At 43.3% G+C, this 17,768-nt stretch carries 17 protein-coding genes; 13 read left to right on the plus strand and 4 right to left on the minus strand.

Going from position 1 to position 17,768, the window contains the following annotated elements; genetic code table 11:
- The first annotated feature begins 36 nt into the window (after positions 1 to 36).
- From sufU to B143_RS0100585, 3 genes are all read left to right on the plus strand, one after another.
- A complete protein-coding gene (gene sufU, locus B143_RS0100575; protein ID WP_026165645.1) occupies positions 37 to 489 on the plus strand; it encodes a Fe-S cluster assembly sulfur transfer protein SufU in 453 nt (150 codons plus the stop codon).
- 12 nt (positions 490 to 501) lie between these two features.
- Positions 502 to 888 (plus strand): DUF59 domain-containing protein, encoded by a 387-nt coding sequence (locus B143_RS0100580; RefSeq protein ID WP_008316548.1) that lies wholly within the window; start codon positions 502 to 504, stop codon positions 886 to 888.
- A 156-nt stretch (positions 889 to 1,044) separates the two neighbouring features.
- Complete coding sequence (locus B143_RS0100585; RefSeq protein ID WP_018121747.1) at positions 1,045 to 3,342, plus strand: TonB-dependent hemoglobin/transferrin/lactoferrin family receptor; 2,298 nt, start codon at positions 1,045 to 1,047, stop codon at positions 3,340 to 3,342.
- A gap of 55 nt (positions 3,343 to 3,397) precedes the next feature.
- On the opposite strand, the gene accC is transcribed toward B143_RS0100585, so the two are convergent.
- Genes accC through aroQ form a run of 3 tightly spaced genes read right to left on the minus strand, consistent with a single transcriptional unit; the run spans position 3,398 to position 5,715 of the window.
- On the minus strand, positions 3,398 to 4,744 hold the full coding sequence (accC, locus tag B143_RS0100590; RefSeq protein WP_008316552.1) for an acetyl-CoA carboxylase biotin carboxylase subunit: 1,347 nt from the start codon (positions 4,742 to 4,744) through the stop codon (positions 3,398 to 3,400).
- A gap of 15 nt (positions 4,745 to 4,759) precedes the next feature.
- Entirely contained in the window at positions 4,760 to 5,227 is a 468-nt protein-coding gene (gene accB / locus B143_RS0100595; protein ID WP_008316553.1) for an acetyl-CoA carboxylase biotin carboxyl carrier protein, read from the minus strand.
- Positions 5,228 to 5,244: 17 nt separating this feature from the next.
- A complete protein-coding gene (gene aroQ, locus B143_RS0100600; RefSeq protein WP_018121748.1) occupies positions 5,245 to 5,715 on the minus strand; it encodes a type II 3-dehydroquinate dehydratase in 471 nt (156 codons plus the stop codon).
- 384 nt (positions 5,716 to 6,099) lie between these two features.
- Here aroQ and B143_RS09990 point away from each other — a divergent pair, with 384 nt between their 5' ends.
- The 7 genes from B143_RS09990 to rluA all read left to right on the plus strand — a co-directional run bounded on the left by B143_RS09990 (position 6,100) and on the right by rluA (position 13,225).
- Positions 6,100 to 6,408, plus strand: coding sequence for a hypothetical protein (locus tag B143_RS09990; RefSeq protein ID WP_248647490.1), 309 nt, complete (start codon positions 6,100 to 6,102; stop codon positions 6,406 to 6,408).
- Between the two features lie 186 nt (positions 6,409 to 6,594).
- On the plus strand, positions 6,595 to 7,476 hold the full coding sequence (locus B143_RS0100610) for a transglycosylase SLT domain-containing protein (RefSeq protein ID WP_246534869.1): 882 nt from the start codon (positions 6,595 to 6,597) through the stop codon (positions 7,474 to 7,476).
- 88 nt (positions 7,477 to 7,564) lie between these two features.
- A complete protein-coding gene (locus B143_RS0100615; protein ID WP_026165646.1) occupies positions 7,565 to 8,806 on the plus strand; it encodes an aromatic amino acid transporter in 1,242 nt (413 codons plus the stop codon).
- A gap of 45 nt (positions 8,807 to 8,851) precedes the next feature.
- Positions 8,852 to 9,742, plus strand: a complete 891-nt coding sequence (locus B143_RS0100620) for a hypothetical protein (protein WP_018121752.1) — start codon at positions 8,852 to 8,854, stop codon at positions 9,740 to 9,742.
- Between the two features lie 206 nt (positions 9,743 to 9,948).
- Positions 9,949 to 11,619, plus strand: a complete 1,671-nt coding sequence (locus B143_RS0100625; RefSeq protein WP_026165647.1) for a Na+/H+ antiporter — start codon at positions 9,949 to 9,951, stop codon at positions 11,617 to 11,619.
- A 32-nt stretch (positions 11,620 to 11,651) separates the two neighbouring features.
- Complete coding sequence (gene rarD, locus B143_RS0100630) at positions 11,652 to 12,557, plus strand: EamA family transporter RarD (RefSeq protein ID WP_026165648.1); 906 nt, start codon at positions 11,652 to 11,654, stop codon at positions 12,555 to 12,557.
- An 8-nt stretch (positions 12,558 to 12,565) separates the two neighbouring features.
- Positions 12,566 to 13,225 carry a bifunctional tRNA pseudouridine(32) synthase/23S rRNA pseudouridine(746) synthase RluA gene (gene rluA / locus B143_RS0100635; RefSeq protein WP_018121754.1) on the plus strand — a complete coding sequence of 220 codons (660 nt, stop codon included), beginning with the start codon at positions 12,566 to 12,568 and terminating at the stop codon, positions 13,223 to 13,225.
- A 13-nt stretch (positions 13,226 to 13,238) separates the two neighbouring features.
- Here the strand turns inward: rluA and B143_RS0100640 are convergent, their stop codons facing one another.
- Positions 13,239 to 14,558 carry a toxin-antitoxin system YwqK family antitoxin gene (locus B143_RS0100640; RefSeq protein WP_018121755.1) on the minus strand — a complete coding sequence of 440 codons (1,320 nt, stop codon included), beginning with the start codon at positions 14,556 to 14,558 and terminating at the stop codon, positions 13,239 to 13,241.
- A 248-nt stretch (positions 14,559 to 14,806) separates the two neighbouring features.
- On the opposite strand from B143_RS0100640, the gene fabG reads away from it, so the two are divergent.
- The 3 genes from fabG (at position 14,807) to carA (ending at position 17,761) form a co-directional block, all read left to right on the plus strand.
- Complete coding sequence (gene fabG, locus B143_RS0100645; protein WP_018121756.1) at positions 14,807 to 15,562, plus strand: 3-oxoacyl-ACP reductase FabG; 756 nt, start codon at positions 14,807 to 14,809, stop codon at positions 15,560 to 15,562.
- A gap of 82 nt (positions 15,563 to 15,644) precedes the next feature.
- Positions 15,645 to 16,415 carry a 4,5-DOPA-extradiol-dioxygenase gene (gene ygiD, locus B143_RS0100650; protein ID WP_018121757.1) on the plus strand — a complete coding sequence of 257 codons (771 nt, stop codon included), beginning with the start codon at positions 15,645 to 15,647 and terminating at the stop codon, positions 16,413 to 16,415.
- A gap of 221 nt (positions 16,416 to 16,636) precedes the next feature.
- Positions 16,637 to 17,761 (plus strand): glutamine-hydrolyzing carbamoyl-phosphate synthase small subunit, encoded by a 1,125-nt coding sequence (gene carA, locus B143_RS0100655; RefSeq protein WP_008316571.1) that lies wholly within the window; start codon positions 16,637 to 16,639, stop codon positions 17,759 to 17,761.
- Positions 17,762 to 17,768: the final 7 nt, after the last annotated feature.

Raw genomic sequence — 17,768 nt, forward strand, 5'->3', positions numbered from 1 at the left:
CTCTTTTAGTCCTATATGGTGAGCGAGACGACAATGATGGATTCAGATTTGCAGGCATTGTATCAAGAAGTGATTCTTGATCATAACAAAAAACCTCGTAACTTTCGCGTGATTGATCCGGCTACACATGCAGCGCGTGGTCACAATCCATTGTGCGGGGATCAAATCAAAGTATTTTTAACCGTTGATGACAATGGCGTGATTCAGGATGTCTCTTTTAAAGGGGAAGGTTGCGCGATTTCTACGGCATCAAGCTCATTGATGACCGAAGCGGTTAAAGGCAAAACGATCGAAGAAGCGGAAAAGTTATACAACGTTTTCCATGATGCGGTCACGACAGATGAAGACGTAGATACGAGTGAGCTTGGACGTTTAGCAATTTTAACAGGTGTGAAAAAATATCCTGCCCGCGTTAAATGTGCCACATTGGCATGGCATGCCTTGCATGCAGCCCTCACAGAAAATGAAGAACCTGTGAAAACAGAGTAAGAAGGATTGAGCATGAGTGAAGAGAAATCCCCAAACGACGCAGTCATCTATTATGCTGAAGGCGTTGAAAAAACCGAAGCGAGTGAAGCGGTGGTTGAAGAGATCATCAATAACTTAAAGCGTGTGTATGACCCAGAAATTCCTGTGGACATCTACGAGCTTGGGTTGATTTATGTGATTGAGTTTTTAGATACGACAGAAGATCACTTTAAAATTAAAATTGACATGACATTAACCGCACCCGGTTGCCCGGTGGCTGGCTCAATGCCAGAATGGGTGCAAAATGCTGTGATGGCAACCCCAGGGATTGATGATTGCCATGTGGATTTAGTGTGGGAACCCTTCTGGACCCCTGAGCGCATGTCATTGCGTGCGAAGTTAGAGTTGAATATGCTCTAAATTTTATGGTGACACCAAAAGCCCCTGTTTTGGGGCTTTTTTTATTGTTTTGTATGAAAAAAGAACAAATATTGAAATTAGTTTGCAAATGAGAATTGTTATCAATATTATCTCATCTTGTTCGATTAAGTCGTTGTATGTAATTAAGAGGCATTCATGTTACACCCTAAGCAGTTTCCATCAACGCGTATTGCATTCGCATTGTCTACGCTCCTCATTCACAGTGCATTTGCACAGACTCAAGAAAATTTAAAATCCGATGACTCTACAGACAATGCCATTGATCTCAGTGGCGTTGTGGTTTATGTAGGGGAGAATCAAGGCATTTTAGGCATGAATCCTGTCTTGTCACAAAGTGAAGTGGGGCAAGGCACCATCAATCAAACACAGATGAACATCATTCAAGCAACGAATATGGCAACGGTTTTGGATAAAATCCCAGGGGTTGGCATGTCCGGCAGTCCTCGCCCTGGTGGACAAACCATCAATATTTGGGGGATGAATGAGAGTAAGTCTGTGCCCATTATGGTGGATGGTGCGTTAAAGACGTTTGATAAATATCGTCAAGGCACTTTGTATGTGGATCCTGATCTGATTAAAGCTGTGGATGTGCAAAAAGGTGGATTTGATCCGAGCATTGGCAATGGCGGCTTTGGTGGCAGTGTGCGCATGACCACAAAAGATGCCACAGATTTCTTACGAGAAGGGCAATCTGTGGGTGCGATGCTCAAAACGGGTTATCACACCAATAATAATCAACGCAATTATGCGGCGGCAGTTTATGGTAAAAATCATGCCAATACCATGGATGGTTTGATCTATTTTTCTAAAACATTGTCAAAAGATGTGCGGTTAGCAGATCATGAGCGATATCGAGGATCGGCGATTGATCAATACAGTTATTTGGTCAAAAGTAATCTTTATCTTGGTGAAGAAAGCCGATTGACCTTGAGTTTAAATAATACACGTTATAAGGGGTGGATGCCGTTTGCTGCGATGGGCGGCAATACAATCAATGTGAATTCCATGGATGATTATGAGTGGAAGCGTCGTATTTTCTATCGTGAGCAGCAAGATCGCAGTTACAGTGCGAATTTTGAATATGCACCTTCGGAGAATCCTTGGGTGAATTTAACGGTGGATCTCACCCATTCAGAGACAAAGCAGCATGATCAAAAAATTAAGCCGCAACCTGGGCAAAAAAAGCCTTCAGCATCATTGTCAACTTTAGGTAAAGAGAATTGGACGGCATATCGCAATACAAGTTTGCACATTAAAAATCAAAGCATCATAGAAACCGGTGTTGTGACACAAACCATTACAGTGGGTTTGCAATATTTGCGTAAACAACAAAATGCCACAATGTTTTATGATCAAGGATCGTATGGTAAGCCTGAATTTAATCATGGATATTTCACGCCGCCCTTTTTGCCAGCTGGTCGTCAAACCGTCATCAGTGCTTATGTGATGGATGAAATTCAGTTGGGGCAATTCACATTGACGCCTTCTTTGCGCTATGATCATGTGAAAAATCAAAGCTTCGGTAATGTCGCAGGTTATACCTCAACCAATGCAAAGGATGGTCATGATTATCGTTCGGTGACGTATCAAGGATTTTCTCCACGCATTGCCTTGTATTGGCAGCCGATTGATCAATTTGCAGCTTTTGTGGATTATTCACGCAGTTGGCAAGCCCCTAATATTGATGAGCAATACACTGTGCAAGGGAAAGGCATTTCAGGGCCCAATGGTACAAGCCGCGATTTGAATAAGGAAAAATTGATTGCACTGCGTTTTGGTGTGATGGGTAATTTCTCAGATCTTTTGACGGAAGATGATCAGCTTTTTATTCGTGCCACTGCATTTCATAATCGAGTGAATCATGAAGTGATTCGTAAAATTGGGGCGATTTATTGTGAAAGTCACCATGCAACTGGCAATAGTGGCGGTTGTGGTAAACCCATGAGTGCATTTCATAATGGCCGCGGTTATACCATTAAAGGCTTAGAGCTGGAAGCAAAGTATGAAAGTACATATGTCTTTGGCGGTTTAGCGGCAAGTTTAATGAAAGGACAGCGTCGAGGTTCGCCTCGCGATGTATGGTATGAACAAAAAACATGGCTAAGAGATATTCCGCCGCGTGAATTAACCGCAACCATTGGTTTCCATGTACCGCAGTATCATTTTAGCATGGGATGGCAAAGTCAATTTGTGCGTAAGCAGACAAGAACACCATCAACGATTGATGCAAAAGCTGGCGTACTCAGTTATCAATTAACGCCAGGTTATTCTGTACATGGTTTATTTATGAGTTATACGCCAGATGATCGTTATGCGCCCAATATCAATCTAACGGTTGATAATCTTTTTAATAAAAGCTATGCGCCTTATTTGAATGATAGTGTCAAAGCGCCAGGCTTAGATGTGCGCTTGAGCATTAGTTATCAGTTTTAATGATATGAATATATGAAAAAAGCCCTGAAACATCAGGGCTTTTTATTTGCAAAAATTAATCTTCTGCTTTTAACATTTTTTCAAGATAGTGAATGTCCGTACCACCTTTGATGAAGTTCGGATCATTTAAGATCTTAAGGTGCAATGGAATGTTCGTCTTGATGCCTTCGATCACAGTTTCTTGTAAAGCATTGCGTAGGCGCGCAATCGCGATTTCACGCGTTGGGCCGTGTGCAATGATTTTACCCACCATTGAATCGTAATAAGGCGGAACCTTATAACCTGCATAAATGTGGGTATCCACACGAATGCCAGGGCCACCTGGTGGCACGAATGTTGTGATGGTGCCAGGCGATGGCAAGAATGTTTTAGGATCTTCTGCGTTGATGCGACACTCAATGGCATGACCTGTATAGGTGATGTCTTCTTGTGTGAATTTAAGCGGTTTGCCATCAGCGATGTCGATTTGTGCGCGCACAAGATCAATGCCTGTAATCAATTCAGTCACAGGATGTTCCACTTGGATGCGTGTATTCATTTCGATGAAGTAGAATTCACCATTCTCATACAAGAATTCAAATGTACCTGCACCACGGTAACCGATGCGCTTACATGCGTTCACGCATGATTCACCGATGCGAGCACGCTCTTCATCTGTGATGCCAGGGGCTAACGCTTCTTCGATCACTTTTTGGTGACGACGTTGCATAGAACAGTCACGTTCACCTAAGAATACGGCATTGCCGTGTTCATCGGATAAGACTTGAATTTCAACATGACGTGGTTTTTCAAGGAATTTTTCCATGTAAACCATAGGATTGCCAAATGCTGCGCTGGCTTCTGCTTTAGTGAGCTCGATTGATGACAATAAATCTTCTGCTTTATGCACAACACGCATCCCACGACCACCGCCGCCGCCTGAGGCTTTGATGATGACAGGATAACCGATCTCTTCCCCTAATTTTAGGTTCGCATTCGCGTCATCCGTTAATGCGCCAGGAGAGCCTGGAACACAAGGAACGCCCGCTTCGATCATCGCTTTTTTCGCAGAAACTTTATCACCCATTAAACGGATGGTTTCAGCGCGTGGGCCGATGAAAATAAAGCCAGACTCTTCAACGCGCTCTGCAAAGTCAGCATTTTCAGCCAAAAAGCCATAACCAGGATGGATGGCATCTGCATCTGTCAATTCCGCAGCTGCAATGAGCTGAGGCATGTTCAAATAGCTTGAAAATGATTGAGGTGGCCCGATACAGATGGAATCATCGGCTAAAAGTACGTGTTTTAAGTCTCTGTCAGCGGTTGAATACACAGCAACAGTGCTGATATTCTTCTCTTTACATGCTCGCAAAATGCGCAGTGCAATTTCACCACGGTTTGCGATTAAAACTTTTTTAATCATGGAGTGGTCCTTATCTTATTCAAGAATGAAGAGCGGTTGATCGAATTCGACTGGCTCACCATTTTGAACAAGGATCGATACAACTTTTCCAGAAATTTCTGCTTCGATCTGATTAAACATTTTCATCGCTTCAACGATGCACACGGTATCGCCAACATTCACAGTTTGGCCAACGTCTGTAAATACGCTAGAGGTTGGAGACGCAGCGCGGTAGAAGGTACCGACCATTGGAGAACGGATCACTTTACCTTCTGGCAATTCTGCTTTTTCTGCAGCAACAGGCGCAGCTGGTGCCGCTGTTGTGGCAACGATTTGTTGCATTGGGTTGTATGCAGGTTGAGCAACTGGGGCAACTTGAGCAACCGCAGCACCTTGAGAATTACGGCTGATGCGGATTGAACCTTCACCTTCGATGATTTCGATTTCAGAAATCGTTGATTCATCAACAAGGTCAATCAAGTTTTTAATCTTACGAATATCCATGAGTTTTTATTCTCCTACTAAGTTTTCGATGATCTTGATGAAACAATGTTTTTAGCGCGATAGAGCGCAAGCTCATAGCCAAAAAGTCCATGTCCCACCAGAATTCCTGAGGCAATGTCTGACAAATATGAATGGTGTCTAAATGGCTCCCTTGCAAAGACATTCGAAATGTGAATTTCGATGAATGGAATGTCTACGCTCAAAAAGGCATCACGGATGGCAATGCTTGTGTGCGTATACGCGCCCGGGTTGATTAAGATGACATCAATGTTCTCAGACTTTGCTTTGTGAATTTGGTTGATGATTTCGCCTTCAATATTAGACTGAAAGCATGACAATGCAAGCTGTAATTCACCGGCCTTGTGTGTCAATTGTGTTTCGAGTTCAGGCAGGGTTGTGTAACCATAGATCTGAGGCTCTCTCGTTCCAATCATATTGAGATTAGGGCCATTGATTAACAGTACCTTAGAATGCTCGTTTGTGGACATAGTGCCTCATATTAGTCACGTAAAAATATTGCAATTATACGTATATCGCGTGAACTTTTCAAAAATTAAGTGAAATTTGGCTAAATGACAAAATGTGACCTTTTTGACGGGGTTTTAAAGGATATTGAATAATTGCGCGCAATCTTGATTATTTTTTTCAAAAAAGCTCATACCTTCCATGAAATTGTATATTATGTGCGAAGGGATGCTGAACTTTTTTACGATAAATTGACTAAAAACTTAGCAAACAATGTCCGAAAATTGAGATCAAAAGTGATGGAACGCGCACTGAATATACATCAAAAGCTGGGGATATTATTGAGCACAGGTGGATTGATCCTCTTGATCTCATTTGGCATCGGCTATTTTTTTGCAAGTAACGGCATGACACATCATCACATTACATCTCTCGGTTTGGTGAAATTTTTAGCCGCAACAGTGATTTTAATGATGCTCTTTTATTGTATGGCATTCGTTGTGCTAAAAGTGACCGGGGATCATATGATTTGGCTCTCTTTAGCGGGCATGCTGTTATTGAGCCATTATATTTATTGTGTGGTGATGATCTATGATGTGACGATGGTGCATACGCCAACGATCTCCCTTCTCTCCATTTGTCATTATCCTTTTGTGATCGGCTACTGTGTTTTAGGGATTGTGCGCTGGGCGATGCTTTTAAAAAGCCCTGAATGAGTCCACTACATCGCGCCTTCATTTCTGACGGAATTGCGAAATTTGCGCATTTTTTTAGCGACTTTTTTTGTTGCTGTGCTAAAATTGCGCACTTTAAATAAATAGGCATTCAGTTAGATGTTTGAATTTAATAGAAAAAGTTTCAAACACATCCTCAGCGTTGCCGTGCTGATGTGGTGTACAGTCATGGTCAACGCATGTGCGAACCCTGCGGCAAAAACAGTCAGCCACTTGAAAAAAGAACAACATTTGATTGCCGATTTTGCCAAGCATCGTCAATTGAGTGACGAAGTCACGCATAAAGAAGTTCAAAAATACGTCAAAAGCTTTCAAAAAGATCCCCGCATTTTTAATCATTTAGATGAAGATCGCTTGGTGATCATGCGCTATATCTTTGAAGAATTAAAGCGCCGCAAAATGCCTGCTGAATTGGCCATGATTCCATTGGTGGAAAGTGGTTATCAGCCAGGTGCGTCAAACAATGGCCGTTATGTTGGGCTGTGGCAGTTTGGTAAAGTGACCGCTGAGCACTTTGGCATTGATGTCCATAAAAATTATGATGGGCGTTTTAATCCGGAGCTCTCCACAAAAGCGGCACTCGATTATTTGCAGTACTTAAATAAGATGTTTGATGGGGATTGGTTGTTGACCATCGCCGCTTATAATGCCGGGGAAGGGCGCGTGAAGCGCAGCATTCAAGCGAATCGTCAAAAAGGTAAAAAAGCCGATTATTGGCACATTGACCTGCCAGAGGTGACGCGCGCGTACATTCCTAAAGTGCTCGCATTGTCTGAAGTGATTGCCGATCGTGAGCGTTTAGCTGCCGTGAGCCACAGTGAAATTCCAAACTTGGTGCGTGTGCGCGTGGAAAACTCTGAGAAAATGAAAAAGATCATTCGCGATTCAGACATCTCAATGGAAGTCATTGAATTTTATAATCCAAATGTGAAGCATAAAAACAGTGTGCGCTCCATCATGATCCCGGAAAATGAATTGAAGCATTTAAAAGGTCTCTCCTCAAAGGAGCGTGATCAATACATCGTCTACGGAAGCCGTAAGCAATCATAATCCATGCATCTTTGAATCTTATATTGTCTTCTCTTAATGGATGGGTACAATGAGTATTTTGTGCAAAATATAAGATGAGAATTTGATTATGAAAACAGGACAACCATCGGTAATAGGCGGTGCGATGATCGCAGCAGGGACGATGATTGGCGCAGGGATGCTCACCTTGCCCATCGTCTCTGCGGGCATGTGGTTCACATGGACCATTTTTATCATGCTGATCACCACCTTTTTTATGCAAAACTCCGCAGAAGAGATTTTAGAAGTCAATTTGAGCTATCCTGAAGGCTCAAGCTTTCATACCTTGGTGAAAAATAACCTTGGGCACTTTGCAAGTGTCATCAATGGTTTTTCTGTGGCGTTTGTCCTCTATATATTATTGTATGCGTATGTCGATGGTTCAGGTTCTGTCATTAAAAATGCATTGGCAGTGAATTTAGATGTGGATCTGCCAAAGCCTTTGGCTGGCTTAATCTTCGCTGCTGTGTTATCTGTCCTCGTATGGTGGGGCGCAAAAGCAGTGGATCGCATTTCCACGGTATTGATGTTGGCCATGTTCATCACATTGTTTGCAGCCTTAAGTGGTTTGTTAAGTTCTGTTTCTGCCACAAAACTCTTTGAACCCACGGGCGAGCACAATTACGCCATCTATGCCTTTGCCAGTTTACCATTCTTCTTAACCTCCTTTTGCTTCCATGCGAGCGTTCCAAGCTTTGTGAAATATTATGGCCGTGAAGGCGGTAAAAAAATCCGTGCGGCATTAATGATTGGTATGTGGCTCACATTGATTTTCTACGCCGTATGGATGCTTGGCATCATGGGCAATGTGGATCGCGCCTCATTTCAACACATCACAGGCGATAAATTATTGTGGCTATTTGATTCAGTTCAGCTCACAGCATTTTTCCGTAACATGCTCGATTTCTTTGCCTTCTTTGCGGTGGTGACATCATTTTTAGGGGCAGGTTTAGGCTTGTTTGATTACATTGCTGACTTATGTAATTTTGACGATTCCCATTTAGGTCGCGCAAAAACAGCCGTGATTACGTTTGTACCCCCAACCATTTTGGGCATGAGTTTGCCCAATGGCTTTGTCATTGCCATCGGTTTTGCCGGTTTATTTGCGGCGATTTGGTCGGTAATCATTCCGGGTATGACCGTGCTTGCCCATCGTAAAAAGCAAGCGGCAAGCGGTGAGAAATCTGCCTTTAAAGCATTTGGTGGAAAATGGATGCCCTATATTGTGATCGGATACGGTATCATTGCTGCGGTGTCTCATTTATTGGTGGAAGTGTTCCAAATTAAAGCGCTGAACTTTTTCATTCAATAAGACAGACGAATAAATTTTTGGATATTTTTGTGAAAGGATAGAATCATGAACACCCCACAACCGGAATTGATGTATTTAGACTTTGGCGTGATGTTGCAATTGTCAGATTTAAGCCCAGAGTTTAAGACATATTTAACGAAAGCCGAGGCTGAAGAGATGAGTCGCAAGGTGAGCGCCGCTTTAGTGCAGCTTTATCCTGCGTTGTCGGAAGTGGGCATGGTGTTAGTGGGCGCAGGTTATCAAGTGTCACAAATCATGCGCCCGCGCTTTCCGATCTATCATGAAATGACAGAAGTGTCGAAAATCCAATTTCGTGCCAAGCAGTTTAAACCTTCAATTGTGACGATTACAGCCGTTGATGGCAAGTTTTCTGTGGGGGCTTTTAATCGAGACACAGAATCGCCTGATCCTTTATACATTTTCCCTGCGTTATTGGTATTGCCAAAAAATGAGGCCAATCAAGCATTGGTGAGCGAGATTGAAACCAATCTTTCTCAACAAGGGATCATAACGGAAGTTTTAAAACCTTTGATGGAAACAGCATTGCATTGTGAAGTTGCACATATGCACATGGTGACATTGAGTGACATCAGCAGTTTTTATGCCACGCAACTCATTCAAATCAACCTTGAACCTTTATGGGAAGTGATGAAGCACATCATTTTTGAGATGGGTCCAACGTTCCAAGTGTTAGGCAGCGGCCATTTGCTGTTATGGGATGGCGAGGAAGTTGTATTTGTGGTGCCAGATGAAGCCACGTTCCTTGAAGTTTTTAAAGGCAATCATGATGACTTTGTCCATTATGATCAAACCATGAAGCGTTTAAAATTACTGTTAACGGATCATGGGATTTTATTCTCTGAATTCATTGTGACTGAACCGCAGTTTTTCCTCACCACACAAACGTTAGAGAGCGTGTTAGAAAAAGTGAAATAAAACCGTTTATTTTCGTTAAAAAAGCCACGCATAAGTTGTGGCTTTTTTCATTTTTAGATTAATTTTTTAAAAAATGCTTAATTTTTCACCAACGATAGTTCATCATAAAGGGTATGCATATCTTATACTGAAAGGATAAGTCGTAAAATTGCCTTGGCAATCTTTACATTCTGACAATCAAGTAAAGCGAAAAGAACCGACGACAGATGAAAATTTTTTACACAATATTAATACTGATCACCATGGTGTCGCTCTCGGATGTGATCCGACGACTCTTACCCATCAAATTACCACTGCCTGTGTTGCAAATCATCATTGGGGCGGCGATTGCCTTTCCATCTTTTGGTTTACATGTGGAATTTGATCCGGATCTGTTTCTGTTTCTGTTCATTCCGCCGCTGATCTTTGCTGATGGTCGTCGGATGCCATTTTATGAGTTCATGCAATCTCGTTGGGAGATCATGAGTTTGGCGCTCTTTTTAGTGTTTGTGACGGTGTTAGGTTTAGGCTTATTCATCCCGAAATTGATGCCAGAGGTGCCATTAGCTGTGGCCTTTGCCCTTGCTGCCGTTTTATCCCCAACCGATGCGGTGGCATTGTCAGGCATTGTGGGTAAAGGGCGTTTACCTAAAAAAATGAATAAGATTTTAGAAGGGGAAGCGCTCCTTAATGATGCCTCTGCGCTGGTTTCTTTAAAATATGCAGTGGCCATCATTATGGGCACGATGGTGTTTAAAACCACCACAGATTATGCCGAAATGGGCGTCAACTTCCTATTAATGGCTGGTGGCGGTGTGTTGATTGGCCTTGTGGTGACATGGGTATATGTGCGTTTAGTGCGTGCATTGAGCCGTTTACAGGGCGATGAAACCGCCATTCAAATGATCTTTTTATTGCTGTTACCATTTTTAGTGTATGCCGTGGCTGAGCACATCGGTGCATCAGGCATTTTAGCTGCGGTTGTGGCCGGGATGACGGTGACGTATAGCAATACCATGAGTGACGTGTCCATCGAGATGCGCTTTCAAGCGAACAGCATTTGGTCGGTGTTAGAGTACTTATTAAACGGCATTGTGTTCTTGATGCTTGGTTTGCAAATTCCTGGCATTGTTGAATATTCCATCGAGCGCATCACCACAGACAGCGATACAAACTTTGTGAGTTTAGTGTCTGACATTTTCATCGTGTATGGCATGTTGATGTTGGTGCGTTTTTTATGGTTATTGGCCATGAAGCATTTAAAGAAAGTCTTTTTTTGGCGCAAGAACAAGAAATGGGGCTTTGAAGATTTGAGCGTGCGTGAATTGGTGATCATGACGTTTGCAGGCGTGCGCGGTGCGGTGACATTAGCGGCAGCATTGTCGATTCCGTTGTACATCAGTACATCGCCCACCATCATTTCTGTGCCAGCACGTTATCAAGTGATCTTCATAGCCATTGGTGTGATCCTGATCTCCTTGATTGTGGCGATTGTGATTTTACCGATTTTATTAAAAGGCTTTTCCGCAGACGATGATGAGCTTGACCATGAAATCAAGATCGCAAAAGCTTCCATGCAACAAGTGGCCTTGTCGAGTTTACAAACGCTGGAAACTCGCTTGATCAGCAACAATGAAATCAAAGTGGATCCGCAGCACATCTCTGACATTCACAACCATGTGGCGCGAGACATTCGCCAATCCCTTGGCATTACGGATGCAGAAACAGAATATTATGATTCAGTTGAGTTGCGCTTTCGTCTTGCGGCGATTCGTGCAGAGCGGGCAGAATTAACGCGCCTTAAAACCACGCGTAAAATTAGTGAAGAAACAGCGAATAAATTGCGTTATGATTTAGACTTATTGGAGACAATATTGGCTGGTCGCGAACAGCAATAGAATTTCGCTCGTAACTGCAATTAGGTTAAGCTGTGAATCAAAGTGAATACAAAAAGGGCATTGTCTATACATTGCTGTGTTACATCATGTGGGGCAATTTCCCGTTATATTGGTATTCACTGAGGATGATGAGCTCAACGCAATTGATGAGTGAGCGCATTGTGTGGTCGGTGATCTTTGTGGTGTTGATCACGACATTATTAAAAGAGTGGCGTGGCGTGCTGACGGTATTAACAGAGCGTAAGCTTGTGTTGATGCTGTTTATCACATCTCAGCTGCTCTTTTTTAATTGGCTCAGTTATCTTTGGGCGATCACGCATGATCGCGTGATTGATGCCAGTTTAGGCTATTTCATTACGCCAATTTTTAGCATTTTACTTGGGCGCATCATCTTAAAAGAGCGTTTATCGCGCGCCCATTTTTTTGCGATCGTGATTGCCATCATGGGGATTGTTTGGATCACTATTGAAAGCCGCACGGTGCCATTTGTGGCGCTGATCTTAGCGAGCTCCTTTGGCTTTTATGGGCTACTGAAAAAGAAATATCCTGTGAGGGCGTTAACAGGCATCGCCTTTGAAACGTTTTTCATGTTGCCATTTGCCGTGAGTTATTTGATCTATTCGATGATCAATGATCACATTGTCTTTTTTGAATTGTCAGCCCTGCCCATGACGCTGCTGATTTTATCAGGGGCAGTCACCACCATTCCACTGTTATTGTTTGCAGAAGGCGCGAAAAAAATCCCGTTGTCTTTAGTGGGCATTGTGCAATTTGCCTCCCCAACGCTACAACTCATCAATGGTTTGCTCTTTTTTGGCGAATCGATGAGCATCATGCGTTTAATCGGTTTTATGATTGTGTGGGTGGCCGTTGGCATCTTCATTGTGTCAGAATATCAACGTTATCAAGCGCAGCAGCGCTTACTCAAAGCTGTTTAGAGAGTTTTATGGATTATTATTATGACCCTGCCATTGATCCTTGGCTTGTGGTGTTATATCAAGATCGCGACATTATGGTGGTCAATAAACCGCATGATTTATTGAGTGTGCCAGGCAAGCCCGCAGAGCTTTGGGACAGTATTTTAACGCGCGTGCAATGGGAATTTCCGGAAGCTGAAACTGTGCACCGCTTAGATTTGGCCACAAGTGGCTTAATGGTGGTGGCGCTGCATAAAGAGAGCGAGCGGGAATTAAAACGCCAATTTCGCGAGCGAGAAACAGAGAAAACCTACATTGCCAAAGTGTATGGTATTTTTGAAGAGAAGACGGGCAGCATTGATTTGCCGCTCATTTGTGATTGGCCGAATCGACCAAAGCAAATGGTCTGTTTTGAACGCGGGAAAGATGCATTGACCCATTATCGAGTGTTGAATGAAGACATCGATGGCAATAGCTTAGTGGAGCTCATTCCGGTGACGGGGCGATCCCATCAATTGCGCGTGCACATGCAATCCCTTGGGCATCCCATTTTAGGGGATCGTTTTTATGCCCATCCATCTGCATTAAAAGGGCAAAATCGCCTGCATTTACATGCCGCAGAATTGGCATTCACCCATCCGATCACACAAAAAAGGCAGCGATTTGTTGCGCCGCCGCCTTTTGCTTAATCAGAATGGTGAGTTAGAGCGCTTCTAAAATATTATTAAGGGAGCGCAAAATGCGTTTGCCTTCTGTTTCAGGTTCTGGCTGATTGGGGATTTGGACATCATCGGCTTCTTCTACGGCTTCAATTGCCGCCGCTTCATCTTCATCTGAAATGGCAGGCGCAGCTTCTGTTGCTTCTACGGCAGGTTCAAAAGCTTCATCCGCATCATCAATCAAAACGCGATTATCCTCATCATGTGGGAAAAGGACAGTGGCATCAGGTGTGATGGCATCTTCTAAATCGCTTTGATCTTCAACAGTTGGCGTGACCACTTGATCAGATGGAATGATGATCTCAACATCTAAATCATCATTGATCTCATCATTGGCATTCGCTTCCACTTCAGCGGCTTCGGCGGTGCCAGTTAAGCGCGCCATACATTCATCTTCTGTGCCTGCCACAAAGTTTTCATCCCAGCATGCAACACTGTCAATGCCCATGTCGGTAAAGTTGATGCGATATTGTGGATAACCGTTTGGATACCAGCTCACATATAAGCCTTCTTGTTGACCCTCTTTAAAGTTGATCTCTTCCATTTTTTGCGCAGGCAATCCTGTATCTTGATACCAGAAAGTCACAGTGCCATTGAGCTTGCCATTGGCATACTCTTCTTGTGCGGTGATCTCTTGGGCTTCGTTGTAATAAACATACGTGCCTTCACGGTTCTCGATGTTCCAGCGCAATAAATCGTCACGCGCAATCACCACAGGATCCATTTGGCGGGTGCGGGTGTCTGTGAAATAATCTGCCACTAAAAAGCTGTCCGAGGATTCATCATAAGAGAGAATCGTGCGGAATGTGCCGCCATCCACGGCATTTGGTTGGCGGTTGCCATTTTCATCAAAATAACTGACGATCAACTCACCATTTTGTAATTCATAATCAGAAGCATTGCCATCTTGATCCCATGTGGTCCATGTGCCATTGCCACCGCCATCTTGTTGGCTATAACCGGATTGCGCTTTTGTGCCATCTTTATGCCAGAAGGTTAGGGGGCCATATAGGCTTTGTGGGAACCAAGATTGCAATTCGCCTGGGTCCATAAAGCAGATGGGATCGGTTTGTTTTTGGTCATTTTGGCTATAAAAATCTTGCACCAAATAACAGCCGCTGACGACATCTTTAAAGTGACGATAATATTCACTGCCTTCGCGGCTTGGTAATAATGTGCCATCTTCAGCAAAATAGGCGATGATGCCATTCGGTTCTAATTCTGTGGGCGTTTGTTGTGCGTAGGAAAATGTGCCTAAAATAAGCAGAGATGCAATGGATAAAGCCGTTTTCTTATATGTCATAATCATTCCTATCGGTTATTCATAATGTTTGTTCATGCAGTTTACCGCAAAATGGCGAAGATTTCATAGTGGCAAAATTTCTCGGCCATGTGTGCACATTTTTTCAGTAAAGACAATGGACTAGCCTTTAAATGATAGAATATCCTTGTTCAATTTGATTTTTCGCAGAAATTTTCTCTCACCCTTTGAGAATGTTTTGTTTTTCCTCTAATATCAAAGGTTAATCATAAAATAATGAGGAGGCGATGATGTTTGCATTAACAGGTCAAATCGCGCTGGTCACAGGCGGCGCAAAAGGTATTGGTAAAGGCATCAGCGAGGCATTATCGCAAGCGGGTGCACATGTCATCATCGCGGACATTGATGAAGTCGCAGGAGTTGAGAGTGCTGCTATCATTCATGGCGAATTCATTAAAATGGATGTGACGGATCAACAAGCGGTGCATCAATGTTTTGATGAGATTTTAAAGAAACATGGTCGCATTGACATCGTCTGTTCAAATACTGGAATTTTCCCACAAGCAACCTTAGATGAAATGACAGAGCAAGATTGGGATTTGATGCAATCTGTGAATGTCAAAGGGATGTTCTTTGTGGTGCAGCGTGCATTAAAAGCGATGGAAAAACAGCAATATGGGCGTGTGGTGATCACTTCATCAATTACAGGTGCAATCACAGGTTTTCCGGGTTGGAGCCATTATGGCGCATCAAAAGCGGCACAATTAGGCTTTATGCGAAGCGCAGCCCTTGAATATGCGCGCTTTGGCATTACCGTCAATGCCGTGATGCCGGGCAACATTTTAACGGAAGGTTTAGCCGCCCAAGGCGAAACCTACCTCAATCAAATGAAAGCGACAATTCCGACACACACATTAGGTGAACCAAAAGACATCGGATATGCTGCGGCGTTTTTAGCCTCAAAAGAGGCAAAGTTCATCACAGGACAAACGATCATTGTGGATGGCGGTCAAATTCTGCCTGAATCACCTGAGGCATTGTTGTAAATATTTAGACACTTTGACAATGATGAATCCTTCCTTCGACCAATGATTTATGATTATTGGTCTTTTTTTCTTTGGAGTGTTTATGAGTCATTTAACCCCAGTTTTATTCATCGGCCACGGTAGCCCGATGAACATCATTGAAAACAACGCATGGACACGCAATTGGCGTGCCCTTGGGGAGACATTAACGGACATTGCAGGCGTTGTGATGCTCTCTGCCCACTGGTATACAGAAGGCACAAAAGTCACCAAGGAACCTCAGCCAAAAATGATTTATGACATGCGCGGCTTTCCAAAAGAGATTTATGACTACATTTATCCTGCTGTGAATGACCTTAATATTCGAGATGCAACGGCGAATGTATTGCCGATGGCACAATTGAGTGATCAATGGGGGTATGATCATGGTAATTATGGTGTGTTGTGTCATTTGTTGCCACAGGCGGACATTCCTGTGTTGCAAGTGAGTATTGATGCTCATCAAAAAAGTGCTGCCCATTATGCGCTAGGTGAACGTTTAAAGGTGCTCAGATCACAAAAGATTTTGATCATTGGCTCAGGTAACATTGTGCATAATCTCTATAAAATTAGGCAGATGCAATCGCGTCCGTGGGTGAAAGATTTTGATGATCAAGTGGTGGAATTGACTAAACAGCGTGACATTGAGGGCATTTTAGCCCTAGAAGCCACGCATCCTGATTTTCATTTAGCCGCGCCAACGCCGGATCATTTCTATCCATTTTTATCCGCCCTTGGCGCAACCGATGCGACCGATGACTTAGAAATTTTCAATCAAGACATAGCATTAGAGACATTAACGATGACCAGTTTTGTCTGGCGCAGTACAAAATGATTTTTTTATGCCATAGCCGCTTGTTTTTTGGTGACTTTTATCACTTTATTTGATTTTTGTTAAAAAAGTGTTTGTATAAAGCGCCATCCCTCGTTATCATAAGTCGCTTCTATGGCATGAGAAGCTATGTCACAAAGCACGTAAATCTCTCCTCGTTTGAGAGTGGCGTGTTTTTTTTTGCCCAAAAAAAATGATGTAACACATGAGATAGGAATTCAACAATGACGATACCAGCACTATTGGTTTTAGCAGATGGCAGCACGTTTCACGGCACGGCCATTGGCTCAGAGGGTCAAACAGTCGGCGAAGTGGTGTTCAATACTTCAATGACAGGCTACCAAGAAATTTTAACCGACCCATCTTACACAAAACAGATGATCACATTAACTTATCCGCACATCGGGAATACAGGGACGAATCGTGAGGATGAGGAATCTGATTCAGTGCATGCTGCTGGTTTGATCATTCGCGATTTACCACTTTTAGCGAGTAACTTTCGCAATACTGAAAGCTTAGAAGATTATTTAAAGCGTCACAATGTTGTGGCGATTGCTGACATTGATACGCGCCGCTTAACACGCCGATTGCGTGAGAAGGGTGCACAAGCCGGTTGCATTGTCACCGGTCACAATCCTGACATTGCAGCGGCACAAAAAGCAGCGCAAGATTTTGGTTCAATGGCTGGCCTTGATTTGGCAAAAGAAGTCACTTGTGATGCAGCCTATGAATGGACCGAAGGCGAATGGCGCTTAGGTGAATCTTTCCACACAGACATCAAACAGCCATATCATGTGGTGGCGTATGACTTTGGTGTCAAACGCAATATTTTGCGTATGCTTGCAGAGCGCGGTTGCCGTTTAACGGTGGTGCCAGCCACAACGCCCGCAAGTGAAGTGTTAGCAATGAATCCAGATGGTGTATTTTTATCCAACGGCCCTGGCGATCCTGAACCTTGTGATTATGCCATCAAAGCGATTCAAGAGATTTTGGCGGCGAAAAAACCAATTTTTGGCATCTGTTTAGGTCATCAATTATTGGGTTTAGCTTTAGGCGCACAAACAGAAAAAATGTTGTTTGGTCATCATGGTGCCAACCATCCTGTCCAAGAATTATCCACAGGAAAAGTCATGATTACGAGTCAAAATCATGGTTTCCAATTGAATGAAGCAAGCTTGCCTGAAGGTGTTGAAGTGACGCACCGTTCTTTATTTGATCAATCCATCCAAGGCATCAGTCTGAAAGATCAAGTGGCATATTCATTCCAAGGACACCCTGAAGCGAGCGCGGGCCCAAATGATGTGGCCTACCTATTTGACCAGTTCATCGATGCCATGAGCGCAAAGTAATCCGAGG

Origin of the sequence: Wohlfahrtiimonas chitiniclastica DSM 18708 (assembly GCF_000375345.1) — a bacterium.
GTDB lineage: Bacteria > Pseudomonadota > Gammaproteobacteria > Cardiobacteriales > Wohlfahrtiimonadaceae > Wohlfahrtiimonas > Wohlfahrtiimonas chitiniclastica.

Excerpts from the sequence above, each read along its gene's own strand:
- carA (WP_008316571.1), top strand. The coding sequence starts at position 16,637 with ATGACGATACCAGCACTATTGGTTTTAGCAGATGGCAGCACGTTTCAC.
- aroQ (WP_018121748.1), bottom strand. The coding sequence starts at position 5,715 with ATGTCCACAAACGAGCATTCTAAGGTACTGTTAATCAATGGCCCTAAT.
- B143_RS09990 (WP_248647490.1), top strand. The coding sequence starts at position 6,100 with ATGACACATCATCACATTACATCTCTCGGTTTGGTGAAATTTTTAGCC.
- rluA (WP_018121754.1), top strand. The coding sequence starts at position 12,566 with ATGGATTATTATTATGACCCTGCCATTGATCCTTGGCTTGTGGTGTTA.
- accB (WP_008316553.1), bottom strand. The coding sequence starts at position 5,227 with ATGGATATTCGTAAGATTAAAAACTTGATTGACCTTGTTGATGAATCA.
- B143_RS0100610 (WP_246534869.1), top strand. The coding sequence starts at position 6,595 with ATGGTCAACGCATGTGCGAACCCTGCGGCAAAAACAGTCAGCCACTTG.
- accC (WP_008316552.1), bottom strand. The coding sequence starts at position 4,744 with ATGATTAAAAAAGTTTTAATCGCAAACCGTGGTGAAATTGCACTGCGC.
- B143_RS0100625 (WP_026165647.1), top strand. The coding sequence starts at position 9,949 with ATGAAAATTTTTTACACAATATTAATACTGATCACCATGGTGTCGCTC.
- B143_RS0100640 (WP_018121755.1), bottom strand. The coding sequence starts at position 14,558 with ATGACATATAAGAAAACGGCTTTATCCATTGCATCTCTGCTTATTTTA.
- fabG (WP_018121756.1), top strand. The coding sequence starts at position 14,807 with ATGTTTGCATTAACAGGTCAAATCGCGCTGGTCACAGGCGGCGCAAAA.
- sufU (WP_026165645.1), top strand. The coding sequence starts at position 37 with ATGGATTCAGATTTGCAGGCATTGTATCAAGAAGTGATTCTTGATCAT.
- B143_RS0100615 (WP_026165646.1), top strand. The coding sequence starts at position 7,565 with ATGAAAACAGGACAACCATCGGTAATAGGCGGTGCGATGATCGCAGCA.
- B143_RS0100585 (WP_018121747.1), top strand. The coding sequence starts at position 1,045 with ATGTTACACCCTAAGCAGTTTCCATCAACGCGTATTGCATTCGCATTG.
- B143_RS0100620 (WP_018121752.1), top strand. The coding sequence starts at position 8,852 with ATGAACACCCCACAACCGGAATTGATGTATTTAGACTTTGGCGTGATG.
- ygiD (WP_018121757.1), top strand. The coding sequence starts at position 15,645 with ATGAGTCATTTAACCCCAGTTTTATTCATCGGCCACGGTAGCCCGATG.
- B143_RS0100580 (WP_008316548.1), top strand. The coding sequence starts at position 502 with ATGAGTGAAGAGAAATCCCCAAACGACGCAGTCATCTATTATGCTGAA.